Below are 16,561 nucleotides of genomic sequence, written 5' to 3' on the forward strand. Positions count from 1 at the left end.
ACACTTGTGCGCGCTCGACGCTACGGGAAAGGACTATTGCGATTCCGTAGACGACAGAAAGTCGTCGCGACACGGCGGCGCCAGTAATGTCGGATTTTCGGTCGGCAGCGAGAGCGCGCGCCCTGCCATCTTGATCCTCGCCATTTCAATCGAGACACTGTAAGTCCGGTCGTCGCGAGCGAAGACAAGGCCCTTCTGACGCCGGATCAGCCTGTCGACCGTTTGCGCCTGCGCGGGATCGTGCTGGATGCGGCGATGCGCATGCAGGGCGAGTCGCGTCGACGACTGCGTATGTTGCATGAGCGCCGACGGCAGCATCAGGTCAGCCTCGTGGCTGGCCACATAACCTTTGCCCAGCATCTCGCTGAACTCGCCCGCTCGCAGGCGCGTGTGCAACAACGTGAAGGCGTCGGCATTCCGGAACATGGATTTGCACGCACACAGGCTGAACATGGCGCAGTCGATGGGGCTTTGCTGGGCGCCCGTCTCGAAGAACATCAAGTGCCTGTCAAGGCCGTTGCGAGCGACGCACGTCACGGTTTGCTTCAGGGCTGCGGCTAACCGCACGAGCAGCATGGCCGAGCCCGTCGCGTTCAGCGTGCTGGATTCGACGGCGATGACGGTAGGCTCGCCCGCGTCGATGCGCAGATCGACGCCCACACAGTGCCCCTCCATGGGGCTAAGCTCGACCAGACATTGCTCGCGGAGCGGCGCTCCTTTGAGGCATTGCTCATTCACGTACTTCGCAAAATCACCGGGTGTCTCGTGATGGGTGATTCGCAAGCCGGGATGAAGCAACATCTCCGAGCGGATCAGTGCGGGGATGGCGCCCCGGTCGGCCCAGTACATATCGAGACTCTGCCGGTTTGCCTTCAGGAAGGCGACGGCGAAGTTGTAGTAGTGCGTCGGCGTCTCGGGCAGTGTCAGGGCGTCGGGGGGCGAGGGCGGAACGTTCCCGGCAAACTCCAGCGACGCACTGAAACGTCTTGCGGGCAGCGCGTGGCCTTCGGGGTCGCTCAGGGTAACCGGGCGAGAGGGGAGCGAGGGGCGGGGGACGTGTGTAGCGGCCGGCGCGTGGCCGCAGGGTGAAGACATCATGAACGGGGCTCCGGAAAAGACGAAAGGCAAAGCCCCCATGATGGAGATCTTTGCCTTTCTCCGATGTTGCCCCCGACGCGCGAACTACGGATTTGCAGTCAGCGAGAAGGCACGCTGTTGCACGCGGTCGACAGGCGTTACTCGAACGCCTTGTCGTTCGGATTCGCGTAGAGCTGCTTGAGCTGCTCGCTCATCGGGAAGTTGAAGCTGGTGTTCTTCGGCGGCACGGGCGATTCGAACCACTTCTTGTACATCGTGTTGATCTCGCCGCTCTTCATCACACCCGCGAGCGTGTCGTCGACGAGCTTTTTGAACTCCGCATCGCCATGTTTCATCATGAAGCCGTAAGCCTCGAACGACTGCGGCGTGCCCGTGACGATCCACTCGTCGGGGTTACGGCCCATCGTGCGCGCGCCGGCGAGCAGCACGTCGTCCATCATGAACGCCTGAACCCGGCCACCCTGGAGCATGGTGAACGATTCACCGTAGTCCTTGCCCGAAATCACGCTCATGTTCATTTTCTTGTCGTTGTTCATCTTGTTCAGGATGCGCTCCGACGTCGTGCCCGCATTGGTCACGACAGGCTTGCCGGCCAGATCGGGGAAGTCCTTGATGCCCGAAGTCTTGTTCACCAGCAATCGCGTGCCGGCAACGAAGAATGTGTTCGAGAAGTTGACCTGTGCCTGACGCGCTTTCAGATTCGTCGTCACGCCACACTCGATATCGACCGTACCGTTCTGCACGAGCGCGATGCGGTTCTGCGAGGTCACGGGAATGAAGCGAACTTGCAGATCGGGCTTCTTCAGACGGGTCTTCACCACGTCGACGATCTTGTTGCACAGATCCTGCGAGTAACCGATGACGTTGTGGTTGTTGTCGTAGTACGAGAACGGAATCGACGACTCGCGATGCCCGATGGAGATCACGCCGCTGCTATCGATTTTTTGCAGCGTCTCTGATGCGTTCTGGGCCAACGCCGTGCCTGCCGCGACACACATTGCTACACCCAGCATTACCCCGGTCAATCGCATCTTGATCATGTCCTGCTCCTGAAATGGTCTCACCGTGATTCCCGTTTGAATCATTTGTTTCATGTTAATTTTTTTGCAACAAATGATCAAATGGTTGTTAACCCTAGCAGCGACAGGGGTTTGATGGCGACGCGCGACGGCGCTGGCCGGCCCTTGAGGGCAGTGGACAGGCGGAGGATCAGGGGGGAGCCGGAGACAGGAAGCCGCCGGCGGGCGTTGCAACAGGTGTTGCGCGCAGCGCCGGGGATTACAGCAAACGAATCAGCAAATTGAAGACGAGCGAGAGCACGACCGTCGAGGCAAAGGGGAAGACCATCTCGCGGCCGCGCCAGCGCAGACGTAGGTCACCGGGCAACCGGCCGATGCCGAGCTTGGTGAGCCATGGCGAGGCTGCCGAGAGGATGCAGATCGCAATGAAGATCGTGAACATCCAGCGAAACATCGGCATGACCTTTTATGAAGGGATTGCGTTAGAGCGCGTGGCTGCGATCGCCCGTGGCGAAGCCGAGCAGACCGGCCCACTCGTCCATGCCGCGTCCGAAGGCGATGACCTTGAATAGCTCGCCCATCTCCGCTTCGGAGAGCAGCTTCTGCGCGGCGGCGGCCGCCGGCAGGAACGTCTTCGGATCGGTCGGATCGAGCGCACTCATCAGGTCGACGATGCCTGCGTTCATCAGGAATCGCGCCTGCGACGTGAAACCGAGCAGATCGAGCCCGGCTTCGACACCGGCGTCGGCAATTCCGGAAAACTCGACGTGCGCCGTGATGTCCTGCAAGCCCGGATAGTAGAACGGATCGTCGTGTGCGTGATGACGGTAGTGGCACATCAACGTGCCGTGAGCCCGCTGCGGGTGATAGTACTCACGCGCGGGGAACCCGTAGTCGATGAGCAGCAACACACCGCGCGCGAGCAACGGCGCCACGCTGCGCACGAAGGCCGATCCGGCTTCGTGCGTTTCCGTCAGGTATTCCTGTGTGGGCGGCAGCTCGGCCAGCGTGGCGAGCGCTTCCGGCAACTGGCCGCTATACAAGCGTTCTTCCCACCCGAAACCCGCCGGTGTCCGAATCACGCCGCGCTGGAACCAGACAGGCTGCCCGGTCTCGTCCGGACGTCGCGCCCACAGGTGCACCGGCATGGCGTCGAGCACTTCGTTGCCGAGCATCACGCCGTGAAACGCGTCGGGCAAGCGGTCGAGCCACGTCACACGCTCGAGCAAATGCGGTGCCGCGCTGGCGATGGTGTCGCGCTGGCGTGCGCGCAACTCGCCGGACAGTTCCATGATCGAGTACGTCTCGCAGGGCGTGCCTTCGGCCTCGAGCGCGAGCAGCAGATCGGCGGCCAGACGTCCCGACCCGGCGCCGAATTCCAGCACATGGGCGTCGCCCGTCTGCTCGAAGATTTCACCGAGTTGACGGGCCAGCGTGCGCGCGAAGAATGGGGTGAGTTCCGGTGCGGTGACGAAGTCGCTGCCGTCGGCGGCAAGGCGACCGAATTTGGCGGCGCCGGCGGCGTAATAACCGAGGCCGGGCGCGTACAGGGCCAGTTCCATGAAGCGATCGAACGGCAACCAGCCGCCGGCCGCATCGATGGCGTCGGCAAGATGCGCCGTGAGACGGCGCGAGTGTTCGAGCGCGTCCGGCTCCGGAACGGGTAAACTATGGGGTTTCGGTGCGGCCTGATTCATGCGGGCATTGTAACGGAGACGGTGCAGACTGGCTGCTGGAGATATGAAAGCGCGTCTGCGGGCGATATCGACGTAATTTCCGCCGATTTTCGTCACTTTTTAGCCGTTTTTGCATGGTTTTCGCCAGTTCTCGCGATATTTGCCCGTTGTCCCGGGAACGCGCGGGGGCATCGCGAGCCATGATGCCCCGGGGCCGGCCAAGCCGACCGCCGTCCGAAGATCGTCCACCTGCCTGCCCTCTGACCGGAATTCGCCGCATGACCGTTGCATCGACGCCACGCCCTACGCCTGCCACAAGCGACGCCGCCCGCACGCCTGCCGTGCCGCGCGTGGCGCTCGTGACGGGAGGCGCGCGCCGGATCGGGCGCGCGATTGCGTTGCGGCTCGCGAGCCTGGGCTGGGACGTCGCCGTTCACTACGAGCGCTCGCACGACGAGGCGCTGGAGACCGTTGCCGCTATCGAGGCGTTGGGTCGCCGGGCCGTTGCGTTGCAAGCCTCGCTGGCTGACGAGGACGCCACGGCCGGGCTCATCGCTCGCTGTATCGAAGCGCTGGGCGTGCCCGCATGCCTGGTGAATAATGCCTCGCGCTTCGAGTACGATAGCGCCGGCGATTTCGGCTACAAGGCGCTGGAGCGCCACATGCGCGTGAATGCAGGCGCGCCGCTCGTGCTGGCGCGTGAGATGCACGCTGCACTGGGCGATGCGGGACGCGGTGTCGTCGTCAATCTGCTCGATCAGAAGCTGGCGAATCCGAACCCCGACTATTTGTCGTACACGCTGTCGAAGGCAGCGCTGGACGTGGCGACGACGTTGCTGGCGCAGGCCTTCGCGCCGCGCTTGCGCGTGGTCGGTGTGGCGCCCGGCGTGACGCTGCTGTCGGTCGATCAGACACCGGCGGGCTTTGCGGCGGCACACGCCTCGACCCCGCTGGGCGCCTCGTCGACGCCGGAGGATATTGCGCAGGCCGTGGCGTATCTGGCCGAAGCCCCTGCCGTGACCGGCACGGTGCTGTATGTCGACGGCGGGCAACATCTCGCGAGTTCGTCGCGCGACGTGAAATTTCTGACCGAGCCGGCGGATGCCGACCGGTCTCGTTGATTGTCATTACGAGTTTTCAAAATGCATAGCGCTCTTTCCCACCCTCGCCTGATGGACTGCCGTCGCATGTTCCTGCGCGACTACGAAGTGTTCATCAACATCGGCGTGCACGATCACGAGAAGCGGGGCGAACAGCGCGTGCTGATCAACGTGCAACTCTTCGTGCCGCTGGCCGAGAGCACGCCCGTGGCCGACAAGCTCGACGAGGTCGTCGACTACGACTTCATGCGCGAGACGATCGCGAAGCGCGTGGGACAAGGCCACATTCATTTGCAGGAAACCCTGTGCGACGACGTGGCGAGTGCGCTGCTGGCGCATCCGCGCGTGCGTGCCGTGGGCGTGTCGACCGAGAAGCCCGACGTTTATCCCGATTGCCACTCGGTCGGCATCGAAGTGTTCAAGATGAAGGATGCCTGACATGAGTGCCGTCATGCCCGAGACCGGCGCGCCCATGGCGGCGACCGGCAACGTCGCCGTCGATAGCGTGAAGAAAGCCCAGAAGCTCGCGTTCGAGAACAACAAGCTCGAGAAGCGGCTGTTCCGTCTGACGGGGCAGGCCATCGGCGACTACAACATGATCGAGCAAGGCGATCGTGTGATGGTGTGCATGTCCGGCGGCAAGGACAGTTACGCCATGCTCGACATCCTGCTCAAGCTGCGCGAGCGTGCGCCGATCGACTTCTCGATCGTCGCTGTGAATCTCGATCAGAAGCAGCCGGGGTTCCCGGAGCATGTGCTGCCCGATTACTTCCGTTCCATCGGTGTGGATTTCCACATCGAGAATCAGGACACGTATTCCATCGTCAAGCGCGTGGTGCCCGAGGGCAAGACGACCTGCTCGCTGTGCTCGCGGCTGCGTCGCGGCATTCTCTATCGCGTGGCAGGCGAACTGGGGGCGACCAAGGTCGCGCTCGGCCACCATCGAGACGACATCATCGAGACCGTCTTCCTGAACCTGTTCTACGGAGGCAAGCTCAAGGGCATGCCGCCGAAGTTGCAGTCGGACGACGGCAAGAATGTGGTGATCCGCCCGCTCGCGTATGTGCGTGAGTCGGATCTGGAGCGCTACGCCGAGTACAAGCAATTCCCGATCATTCCGTGCACGCTGTGCGGCAGCCAGCCGAACCTGAAGCGCGCCGAGATGAAGGCGCTGATCCGCCAGTGGGAGAAGCAGCACCCGGGGCGCATCAAGTCGATTTTCAGCGCGCTCTCGAACGTGATCCCGTCGCACCTGATGGATACGAATCTTCACGACTTCAAGAATTTGCGTGCGACGGGGCAGCCCGATCCGCTTGGCGATATTGCGTTCGACGAGGCGCCCTGTGGCGACGAGAACGACGCGGGCATCATCCGCATCACGCAATTCGACGACTGAGCGCGATCGCTCTCGCTCGCGACATGACATTCCTTGATGCGGCGCCGCCAGTCTGACCGGCGGGCCGCAAGCTACCGACACTCCGACACACCAATCGTCACGACGCCATGAATATTGTGATTCTCGCCGCCGGCATGGGTAAGCGCATGCGCTCGAAACTGCCCAAGGTGCTGCAACCGCTGGCCGGCCGGCCGCTGCTGTCGCATGTCATTGCCACCGCACGCAAGCTCGCGCCGGGCCAACTCATCGTGGTGATCGGGCATGGCGGCGACGCCGTGCGCGAAGCCGTGGCCGGGGATGGCGTTCGTTTCGCCGAGCAGGCACAGCAGTTGGGCACCGGACACGCGGTGCAGCAGGCGGCATCGCTGCTCGACGAGTCGGTACCGACGCTGGTGCTCTATGGCGACGTACCGCTCACGCGCACCGAGACGTTGCAGACGCTGATCGACGCCGCGGGCAACGACAAGCTGGGCGTACTCACCGTCGATCTGGAAAACCCGACGGGGTATGGCCGGATCGTGCGCGATGCCGCTGGCAACGTGCAGCGAATCGTCGAACAGAAGGACGCCAACGAGGCCGAGCTGGCCATCCGCGAGATCAACACGGGCATCGTGATGGCGCCGACGCGCGCGCTCAAGGGCTGGCTGAGCGGTCTGAAGAACCAGAACGCACAGGGCGAGTACTACCTGACCGACGTGATCGCGTGTGCGGTGGCGGATGGCGTGCCGGTCGTCACCACGCAATCGGCCTTCGCGTGGGAGACCGACGGCGTGAACGACAAGGCGCAGCTTGCAGAGCTGGAGCGCGCCTATCAGCGCAACGCGGCGCGCACACTGCTCGCGGCAGGCGTCACCCTGATCGATCCGGCGCGTTTCGACCTGCGTGGTGAGATCGCCTGCGGCACCGACGTTTCCATCGATGTGAATTGCGTCTTCGAAGGCAAGGTGACGATTGGCGACGGTGCGGCCATCGGCCCGAATTGCGTGATTCGCAACAGCACCATCGGCGCCGGCACGCGCATCGAGGCGTTCAGTCATCTGGACGGCGCCGTGGTGGGCGCCGACGCGCATGTCGGGCCGTATGCCCGCTTGCGCCCGGGGGCAGATCTGGCCGACGAGGTCCATATCGGCAACTTCGTGGAAGTGAAGAATGCGTCGCTCGCGAAGGGATCGAAGGCCAACCATCTGGCCTATGTCGGCGACTCGACCGTAGGCGCGCGGGTGAATATCGGCGCGGGCACCATCACCTGCAATTACGACGGCGCGAACAAGCATCGCACGGTGATCGAGGACGATGTCTTCATTGGCTCCGACACGCAACTGGTGGCGCCGGTGACGGTGCGTCGCGGCACGACGATCGCTGCCGGCACGACCGTGTGGAAGGACACGCCGGAAGACGCCCTGGTCCTTAACGGCAAGACGCAGGAAGCGAAGATGGGCTATGTCCGTCCGCGCAAGCAGAAGCAGTAAAATCGGCGGTTATGGGCCGGCGCGCGACGTCAAAAGCGGGCCGGCGAGAGAAACGGATCGAATCCGATCGAATGAGCCAGGGCCCTCTGGCATAAAGGGAAGCGAATATGTGCGGCATTGTCGGCGCGGTAGCGCGACGTAATGTAGTCCCCGTGTTGGTCGAAGGTTTGCGCCGCCTGGAGTACCGCGGCTACGACTCGTGCGGCGTTGCGGTGTTGAAGGACGGCGTACCTCAACGCGCCCGCAGCGTGTCGCGCGTAGCGGATCTGGACGATCAGCTCGCACAAACGCACCTCAGCGGCGAGACGGGCATTGCACACACCCGCTGGGCGACGCACGGCGCACCGGTCACGAACAACGCGCATCCGATCTTCTCGCGCGACGAAGTGGCGCTGGTTCATAACGGCATCATCGAGAACCACGAAAGCCTGCGTGACGAGCTTCGCGGGCTGGGTTACGAGTTCGTGTCGCAGACCGACACCGAAGTCATCGCGCATCTGATTCATCACATTCTGACGAACGGCGCGGCCGGCGATCTGTATCACGCCGTGCGTCTAGCGACGCGCCGTCTGCACGGTGCTTACGCCATCGCCGTGTTCCGCAAGCAGGAGCCGCATCGGGTGATTGGTGCTCGCGCGGGTTCGCCGCTGGTCGTGGGGGTGGGTGAGGGCGAAAACTTCCTCGCTTCCGACGCGCTGGCACTCGCGGGCACGACCGATCAGTTCATCTATCTGGAAGAGGGCGACGTGGTCGAACTCACTTTGGATGGCGTGACGATCATGGACCGCAATCACGTGGCGGTCGAGCGCGAGATTCGCACGGTACAGGCGTATTCGGGGGCGGTGGAACTTGGCCCGTATCGTCATTACATGCAGAAGGAAATCTTCGAGCAGCCGCGCGCCATCGGCGACACGATGGAGGGTGTGGAAGGTATTTCGCCGACGCTCTTCGGCGAGAACGCAGAGGCGGTGCTGAGCAGCGTTGATTCGATTTTGATTCTGGCGTGCGGCACCAGCTACTACTCGGGCATGACGGCCAAGTATTGGCTGGAATCGCTGGCGCAGATTCCGACTCAAGTGGAAGTGGCGAGCGAGTATCGCTATCGCGACAGCGTGCCGAATCCGAAGACGCTGGTGGTGACGATTTCGCAGTCGGGTGAGACGGCCGACACGATGGCCGCACTCCAACATGCGCAATCGCTGGGCATGACGAACACGCTCGCGATCTGCAACGTGGGCACCAGCGCGATGGTGCGTCAGACGGCGCTGCATTACCTGACGCGTGCCGGAACGGAGATCGGTGTGGCGTCGACCAAGGCGTTCACGACACAGTTGACCGCGCTGTTCCTCCTGACGCTGACCCTCGCAAAACTGCGCGGCCGTCTGACGGCGGCACAGGAAGCCGATTACCTGACGCAGCTGCGCCATCTTCCGGCGGCGCTGCACAGCGTGCTGGCGCTCGAGCCGCAGATCATTGCGTGGGCAGAGGAATTTGCCCGTCGCGAGAATGCGCTGTTCCTCGGGCGCGGTCTGCATTATCCGATCGCACTCGAAGGCGCGCTCAAGCTCAAGGAAATTTCGTACATCCACGCCGAGGCGTATCCGGCGGGCGAACTGAAGCACGGCCCGCTTGCGCTGGTGACGGACCAGATGCCGGTGGTCACAGTCGCACCGCGCGATGCGCTGGTCGAGAAGCTGAAGTCGAACATGCAGGAAGTGCGCGCGCGCGGCGGCCAGTTGTACGTATTCGCCGACGCCGATACGCAGATCGCGAACGCCGAGGGCATCCACGTGATTCGCATGCCGGAGCACTATGGCCAACTCTCGCCGATTCTGCACGTCGTGCCGCTGCAACTGCTGGCGTATCACACGGCCTGCGCACGCGGCACCGACGTCGACAAGCCCCGTAACCTCGCCAAATCGGTGACAGTGGAGTAAGTCGAGGCGGCGCACATCGCCCCTCTCAAAAAAGAAGGCCGGCTTCGCTTTGCGCGAGCCGGCCTTTTTTGCCGTCACATGATTTTCAACAGGACGTCAGAACTTCACTTTCCAACCCGCGCGCAAGGCCGCCGCCATTCGACGCGCTTCGACGTTATTCCCACTCCAGGGCCTTCTTGCCCCACTCGTAGGCGAAGCCCACCGCGAGAATGAACAGGAAGAACATCATGGCGAAAAAGCCGGGCCAGCTTACGTCCCGTATCGCCACTGCCCACGGAATCGTGAAGGCCAGTTCGATATCGAACACGATGAAGAAGATCGCGACGCGGTAGTAGCGCACGTCGAACTGCTTGCGGGCATCGTCAAAGGCATTGAACCCGCATTCGTAGGGGGAGTTCTTCGCGAAGTCCGGACGGTGAGGCCGAATCGGCTTGGCGACCACCAGCAGCCCTCCGCCGATAAGCAGGGCGACCACCAGAAACAGCAGGACGGGGAAGTATTCGGAGAGTTGCACCGGGGTTCCTTCGTAAGGCCGGCACTCAATGGTTCATGCCGGGCGGTGCGCGTTAGTGTCTTGGTGGCGGGCGTATGTTCCCCGGCGTGCGAGCTTTGGGGCGTGTCCCGGCCCGCAAACGCCGCAGACAAGGAAAAAAGGGAGTCCCACCGGGACTCCCTTTAATACTGGAGCACTCAAACGAGGTACTACACGTCTCGCGAAGACGTTGGCTTAGAACTTGTGACGCAGGCCCGAGATCACAGCGGCCTGGGTCTTCGTGCTCGAGGCACCACCAGCACCGTTGATCGACGCTGCGGTGGCGTCGCCAGCGGCCTTTTGATAGATACCGACCAGATACACGTCGGTGCGACGCGAGAGCAGGTAGTCGACGGCGGCGTTGACCTGATGGTACTTCGGCTTCAGGTCGGCGAGCGTGGTGCTGCGCGTGCTGGCGTCGGTGTACGTGTACGACAGGCCGAGCAGCAGCGACGGCGACAGGTTGTACGTGCCGTTGACTTCATAGTTCGATACGCGTGCGCCCGTGCCGCTCACGTACTTGAGCTGTGTGTTGCTGTACACGAGGCCGACCGTTGCCGGGCCGAACTTGTAGCTGCCGCCCGTGGCGAACACGCGTTGCTTGTCGACGCCGAAGGTCGTGGCACCGATCTTCGCCGAGTAGAAGTCGCCGCTGTAATCGCCAGCCACCGAGCCGCCGGTGTTGGTGCTGTTCGGCGAACTGACGTCGAGGTAGCCGATACCGAACTTGATCGGGCCGTTGGCGTAGCCAGCCCCCACGCTGAACGCGCGGTTGTTGGCGAAGCCCGTGCCGGCCGTGCCGTTGCTGGCCTGGTTCGAGAAGCCATACAGGCCGCCGAACGAGAAGCCGCCGTAGTTGGCGCTGGTGTACTTGACCGAGTTGTTGATGCGGAACGAGTTGTACAGGTTGTCCACATCGCCGACGTGGGCGCCCAGCTTCGTGGCGAATTGCTTGGCCGACGTCAGGCCGCTCACGAAGTCGACCACGGAGTCGTACTGACGGCCGATGGTCACGCTACCCAGGGTCTTGCTCGACAGACCGACGAACGCTTGTCGACCGAATTCACGGCTGCCCTGACCGAGCGCGCCGTTCGAAATGTTGAAGCCGTTTTCCAGGTTGAAGACGGCCGACAGACCGCCGCCCAGATCTTCCGAGCCCTTCAGGCCCCAACGGTTACCCGACTGCAGACCGTCAGCCGTGGTGAAGTTCTTGCTGCCGCCAACGTTGCTCACGTAAGCGATACCGCCATCGAGAATGCCGTACAGCGTAACGTTGCTCTGCGCGTGCGCGGCACCGGCGGCCACCACCGCGATAACGCCACCGAGTGCGGCAGCCAATTGCGTCTTTTTCATCGGTCTATTCCTCTTTCGATAACTTTTTGAGTTGATGCGAACCCGTCGCCTGTGGAGTAGCGCCCCGTGGGTTCGGGCCGAACTATATCGAACGAAACAGAAATTCCGTAGGTGTATTAACCAAATTGGGGCGCGGATGTCGGCACGCTACAACGCATTGAATGTCCTTGCCAAAAATCTCGCGAGTTTCATTTCGATGACACATGCGGGCCCTATAACGACGAATGCGCACAAGTTCCGGCCGTGTGTGTCCTCTTCGACGCGGTGATGGGTTGCGTGCATGTCGGCAGTCCCTCTCTCACCCGTTCCGTTCTGCCGACAATGGCTTGCCCCCTTTGAAAGCGTGATTCGTCATGAAACTTGTCGTTTCGACAAAAAAATACGTTTTTACGACGAATTGACGCTACATTTCATCGGGCACTCTCCCTAGAATTGATGTCGTGGTGCTCGCATTCACGCCGCCGGGGCCATCCCCAAAACACGCGTTGCGAGCCGTCTTGTTCGACGTCTTGATCCGGGGAGACAACATGAAAAAGATCGCTTTGCTTGGTGCGGGACATATCGGCCAGACCATCGCTCGTCTGTTGCATGGCAGCGGCGACTACCGGGTGACGGTGTTCGACCGCAATGCGCGCGCGGCGGCGGTGGTGCAGGACAATGCCGATGCGTTCGTCGAGTTGACCGGCAGCGACACGGGGTCGTTGCAAAAGGCCGTGGCGGGGCACGATGCCGTCGTCAATGCGCTTCCCTACACGATGGCCACGAGCGCAGCGACAGCCGCCGTGGCGGCCGGGTGTCACTACTTCGATCTGACTGAGGATGTGGCGGCAACGCACGCCATCCAGCAACTTGCCGAAGGGGCGTCCACCGCGCTCATGCCGCAATGTGGTCTGGCGCCGGGCTTCATCGCCATTGCGGCCCATCATCTGGCTGCGGCCTTCGATCAGGTCGACTCGGTGAAGATGCGCGTGGGCGCGCTGCCGGCATTTCCCACCAACTCGTTGAAGTACAACCTGACATGGAGCGTCGACGGACTCATCAACGAGTATTGCCAGCCTTGCGAGGCGATTCGCGACGGTGTCAGGCTCACCGTGCAGCCGCTTGAGGATCTGGAGCACTTCTCGCTGGACGGCGTCGAGTACGAGGCATTCAACACGTCGGGCGGGTTGGGAACGCTATGCGAGACGCTCAGCGGACGCGTGCGCGATCTCGACTACAAGTCGGTGCGCTATCCGGGGCATGGCGCGTTGATGAAGGTTCTGCTCAACGAGTTGCGCCTGAAAGACGATCAGGACACGCTCAAGACGATGCTCAAACGCGCGGTGCCGAGCACCTTGCAGGATGTGGTGCTCATCTTCGTGGTCGTCAGCGGCCTGCGCAACGGGGTGCTCACACAGGAAGTGTTCGCGCGGAAGATCTTTGCGGAGCGCAACAATGGTCACAGCGCCAGCGCGATCCAGATCACCACCGCATCGGCCATCTGTGCCGCTGTCGATATGTTCTTTGCCGGACAGTTACCGCAACGCGGTTTCGTGCGTCAGGAACAGATCGCACTGCCGGATTTTCTGGCGAATCGCTTCGGTCAGGTCTACGCCCATTCGACGCACATCGAATCTCTCTCCTGAGGCAGGGGAGGGGCGTTCCTCAAAAAAGGCACGATGGCCCGGCACAAGCGGTCTGCCTCCCGCAACCACCAGGCCGTCGTTGAGGAAAGCGTCGGAAGCGATGCTGTGAATGCCTGCGGTGATACCGATCTGCGTGTCTGCGGCGCCGGTCAGGTCACGACGACAAGCTCACCAAATTGACAGTGCGATTCAGGATGCTGGAAGCGATAGACCACGCTTGGAAGAAAATTCCTAATTCTCATGATTTTTGGGATTAATTTTCCCTGAAAATGATTGTTGTCGGGTGATTTCGCAAGCTTTTTCTCACTTCCGTCGCGTAGGATCGATGCACTTATTTATCCGGGGCCGATCATGCGCGAGAAAGAACCACTCCATTACTTTGACTATGCCGCCACCACGCCTGCGGACGCAGCCGTGATTGCCGCGATGTCCGACTGTCTCGGTGTGGATGGCGTGTTCGGCAATCCGGCGTCGAGTTCGCATGCGGCGGGTGTGAGCGCGCGCCGTCTCGTAGAGCGCGCGCGCATGCAAGTCGCGGCACTCATCGGTGCCGACGCCGCAGAGATCGTGTGGACGTCCGGCGCGACCGAATCGAACAATCTGGCGCTCAAGGGGTATGCGGAGCTGGGGCAGGCACGCGCGCACATGATCACCAGTGTGCTCGAGCACAAGGCGATCCTCGACACGATGGCGTATCTGGAAAAGGGCGGCGTGCCCGTGACGTATGTGACGCCGTCGGCCACCGGCGAAATCACCGTCGACGCGGTGACGGCGGCGCTGCGTCCCGAGACGGGGCTGGTGTCGCTCATGCTGGTCAACAACGAACTTGGCACGCTGACCGACGTGGCCGCCATCTCGAAGGTGGTCCACGCGGCCGGCGCACTGCTGCATGTCGACGCGGCGCAGGCGCTGGGCAAGACCCCTATCGACGTGAAGACGATGGGCATCGATCTGCTGTCGATGTCGGCGCACAAGGTGTACGGGCCCAAGGGGATCGGCGCACTGTACGTGAGCAAAGACGTCATGTCGCGCATCGCGCCGCAGATTCACGGGGGCGGTCATGAGCGCGGCTTGCGCTCCGGCACGTTGGCCACGCATCAGATCGTCGGTATGGGAACGGCCTGCGAGTTGGCCATGCGAGGCATGACGACGGACAACGCGCGAATCGCGCAACTGAGCCGCCGTCTGCTCGATGGCGTGCGGGGGCTCGATGGCGTAGTCCACAACGCCGCCGACGCATTGCGCATTCCGCACACGCTGAGCCTGACGATCGGACATCCCGGGTTTTCCACATTCATGCTCAACGGCAATCTCGCGGTATCGTCGACGTCGGCTTGCAACTCGGCGTCGGGGGCCCCTTCGCATGTGCTGAGCGCTATCGGACTCGACAGCGAAGCCGCCAGCCGCACCGTGCGCGTAAGCCTGGGGCGCTTTACCGATGAAGCTTCCATCGACTTCGCCATCGCTTGCTTTGAGCGTGCGGTCTGTCAGTGCCGGGCGTTAGCCGCCTGAGCTGACGATTGCCGCCGGCGTCGGTGCTGGCCCGTTGTCTTTGAGGCGGGCGAGGCCGACGCGGTAACGTCATCGACGTCCGCGCTCGCGGACGTTTCTTTTTGCCGCCATTCGCGCAACGCCGCGAGCCGGGGCAATCTTGCGCGCTCGGCGCGATCTATCGCAAGTTGACGAATATTCAATGCACCGAATGCCGGTGAGTGTATTGCGTCGTCTTGTATTATGCTTTGAACGACTTGCGATATCGCAGACTCCAATTCTCTTCCTCTCCCCACCCACCTTCATCTCGGAGGTATGTATGAGTCATGAGAAAGATCGTCCGGATACCGGATCGACGACCGGTGCAGGTGCGCCGGCAGCAAGCGACCGAAACACGCTATCGGTCGGGGCGGACGGTCCGCTGCTGCTCCACGACGTTCACTTCATCGAGCAAATGGCGCACTTCAATCGGGAGAAGGTGCCCGAGCGTCAACCTCACGCCAAAGGCGCTGGTGCTTTCGGCGTCTTCGAAACCACTGAGGATGTCAGCCGTTACACCAAGGCCTCGTTGTTCAGGAAGGGCGCCAAGGTAGAGATGCTTGCGCGTTTCTCGACGGTCGCAGGCGAGGCCGGTAGTCCCGACACCTGGCGCGACGTGCGCGGCTTTTCCCTCAAGTTCTATACCGACGAAGGCAACTACGATCTCGTCGGCAACAACACGCCGATTTTCTTCGTGCGCGACCCGATGAAGTTTCCGCACTTCATCCGCAGCCAGAAGCGTCTGCCGGACTCGGGGTTGCGCGACAACCACATGCAATGGGATTTCTGGACGAACAATCCGGAGTCGGCGCATCAGGTGACCTATCTGATGGGCGACCGTGGGTTGCCGCGTACCTGGCGTCATATGAACGGCTATGGTTCGCACACCTACATGTGGATCAATGCGAGCGGCGAGAAATTCTGGGTGAAGTATCACTTCCATACCCAGCAGGGCATGGAGTTTTTCACCAACGCCGAAGCGGCAACGATGTCCGGTCAGGACGCGGACTTCCATCGCCGCGATCTGTTCGATGCCATCGCGCGGGGTGAGCATCCGAGCTGGATTCTCTCGGTGCAGGTCATGCCGTATGCCGATGCGAAGCAGTATCGCTTCAATCCGTTCGATCTGACGAAGACGTGGTCTCACAAGGACTACCCGCTGATCAAGGTGGGCAAGATGACGCTCAACCGGAATCCGGAGAACTTCTTCGCACAGATCGAGCAGGCGGCGTTCTCGCCCGGCAATACCGTGCCGGGCATCGGCCTGTCGCCCGACAAGATGCTGCTCGGACGTGCCTTCGCTTACAACGACGCGCAACGCAATCGCATCGGGACGAATTTCCATCAACTGCCGGTCAATCGTCCGAAGGTGCCGGTGCAGTCGTACATGTTCGACGGCCACATGACGTTCGAGCACAGTGGCAATGCGCCGACGTATGTGCCGAACAGCGGTGGGCGTCCCTACGCCGATCAGACCGGCCCGGCGGAGGACGGCTGGGCGTCGGACGGCGACATGGTGCGCAGCGCTTATACGCTGCACAAGGAAGACGACGACTTCTCGCAACCGGGCAATCTGGTGCGCAATGTGTTCGACGATGCGGCTCGCGCGCGTCTGGTCGAGACGGTGTCGGGCGCGCTGCTGGCCGGCGTGCGTAGCCCCGTGCTGGAGCGCGCGTTCGATTACTGGAAGCAGATCGACAAGGATGTCGGTGCACGCATTGAGGAAGCTGTGAAGCGCGCGAAGAAGTAGGCGCTTTATTGACGCTTATTGTCACGGTGTCGGTTTCGGCGGGTCGCGATGCGAGGTATTGCGCCCGCCGTTTTCG

The 16,561-nt window shown here is 62.2% G+C and carries 13 protein-coding genes and 1 pseudogene; 8 read left to right on the plus strand and 6 right to left on the minus strand.

The window, feature by feature from the left end:
• Window positions 1-33: 33 nt before the first annotated feature.
• The 4 genes from PI93_RS01510 to PI93_RS01525 all read right to left on the minus strand — a co-directional run bounded on the left by PI93_RS01510 (window position 34) and on the right by PI93_RS01525 (window position 3,814).
• Window positions 34-1,098, minus strand: coding sequence for a YopJ family acetyltransferase (locus tag PI93_RS01510; protein ID WP_158453275.1), 1,065 nt, complete (start codon window positions 1,096-1,098; stop codon window positions 34-36).
• Between the two features lie 137 nt (window positions 1,099-1,235).
• Window positions 1,236-2,138, minus strand: coding sequence for a glutamate/aspartate ABC transporter substrate-binding protein (locus PI93_RS01515; protein WP_039370741.1), 903 nt, complete (start codon window positions 2,136-2,138; stop codon window positions 1,236-1,238).
• A gap of 238 nt (window positions 2,139-2,376) precedes the next feature.
• Window positions 2,377-2,577: a DUF2905 domain-containing protein gene (locus tag PI93_RS01520; protein WP_370834466.1), complete on the minus strand. Its 201-nt coding sequence runs from the start codon at window positions 2,575-2,577 to the stop codon at window positions 2,377-2,379.
• Between the two features lie 22 nt (window positions 2,578-2,599).
• Window positions 2,600-3,814: a class I SAM-dependent methyltransferase gene (locus tag PI93_RS01525; protein WP_052240668.1), complete on the minus strand. Its 1,215-nt coding sequence runs from the start codon at window positions 3,812-3,814 to the stop codon at window positions 2,600-2,602.
• 257 nt (window positions 3,815-4,071) lie between these two features.
• Here PI93_RS01525 and PI93_RS01530 point away from each other — a divergent pair, with 257 nt between their 5' ends.
• The 5 genes from PI93_RS01530 to glmS all read left to right on the plus strand — a co-directional run bounded on the left by PI93_RS01530 (window position 4,072) and on the right by glmS (window position 9,695).
• Window positions 4,072-4,914: an SDR family oxidoreductase gene (locus PI93_RS01530; protein WP_224786124.1), complete on the plus strand. Its 843-nt coding sequence runs from the start codon at window positions 4,072-4,074 to the stop codon at window positions 4,912-4,914.
• A 21-nt stretch (window positions 4,915-4,935) separates the two neighbouring features.
• Window positions 4,936-5,331, plus strand: coding sequence for a dihydroneopterin aldolase (locus tag PI93_RS01535; RefSeq protein WP_039370528.1), 396 nt, complete (start codon window positions 4,936-4,938; stop codon window positions 5,329-5,331).
• 34 nt (window positions 5,332-5,365) lie between these two features.
• Complete coding sequence (ttcA, locus tag PI93_RS01540; protein WP_407945352.1) at window positions 5,366-6,289, plus strand: tRNA 2-thiocytidine(32) synthetase TtcA; 924 nt, start codon at window positions 5,366-5,368, stop codon at window positions 6,287-6,289.
• Between the two features lie 107 nt (window positions 6,290-6,396).
• Window positions 6,397-7,758: a bifunctional UDP-N-acetylglucosamine diphosphorylase/glucosamine-1-phosphate N-acetyltransferase GlmU gene (glmU, locus tag PI93_RS01545; protein ID WP_039370532.1), complete on the plus strand. Its 1,362-nt coding sequence runs from the start codon at window positions 6,397-6,399 to the stop codon at window positions 7,756-7,758.
• A gap of 107 nt (window positions 7,759-7,865) precedes the next feature.
• Entirely contained in the window at window positions 7,866-9,695 is a 1,830-nt protein-coding gene (gene glmS / locus PI93_RS01550; RefSeq protein ID WP_039370535.1) for a glutamine--fructose-6-phosphate transaminase (isomerizing), read from the plus strand.
• Between the two features lie 154 nt (window positions 9,696-9,849).
• On the opposite strand, the gene ndhC is transcribed toward glmS, so the two are convergent.
• Window positions 9,850-10,209, minus strand: coding sequence for an NADH-quinone oxidoreductase subunit A (ndhC, locus tag PI93_RS01555; protein WP_039370538.1), 360 nt, complete (start codon window positions 10,207-10,209; stop codon window positions 9,850-9,852).
• A 213-nt stretch (window positions 10,210-10,422) separates the two neighbouring features.
• Entirely contained in the window at window positions 10,423-11,580 is a 1,158-nt protein-coding gene (locus PI93_RS01560) for a porin (protein WP_039370542.1), read from the minus strand.
• Window positions 11,581-12,107: 527 nt separating this feature from the next.
• Here PI93_RS01560 and PI93_RS01565 point away from each other — a divergent pair.
• The 3 genes and pseudogenes from PI93_RS01565 to PI93_RS01575 all read left to right on the plus strand — a co-directional run bounded on the left by PI93_RS01565 (window position 12,108) and on the right by PI93_RS01575 (window position 16,485).
• Window positions 12,108-13,205, plus strand: a complete 1,098-nt coding sequence (locus tag PI93_RS01565) for a saccharopine dehydrogenase family protein (RefSeq protein WP_039370545.1) — start codon at window positions 12,108-12,110, stop codon at window positions 13,203-13,205.
• A gap of 351 nt (window positions 13,206-13,556) precedes the next feature.
• Window positions 13,557-14,714: pseudogene (locus tag PI93_RS01570) on the plus strand (cysteine desulfurase family protein); the annotation flags it as partial.
• A 301-nt stretch (window positions 14,715-15,015) separates the two neighbouring features.
• Complete coding sequence (locus PI93_RS01575) at window positions 15,016-16,485, plus strand: catalase (protein ID WP_039370547.1); 1,470 nt, start codon at window positions 15,016-15,018, stop codon at window positions 16,483-16,485.
• The last annotated feature ends 76 nt before the right edge of the window (window positions 16,486-16,561 follow it).

The organism is Pandoraea fibrosis (genome assembly GCF_000807775.2).
Lineage (GTDB): Bacteria > Pseudomonadota > Gammaproteobacteria > Burkholderiales > Burkholderiaceae > Pandoraea > Pandoraea fibrosis.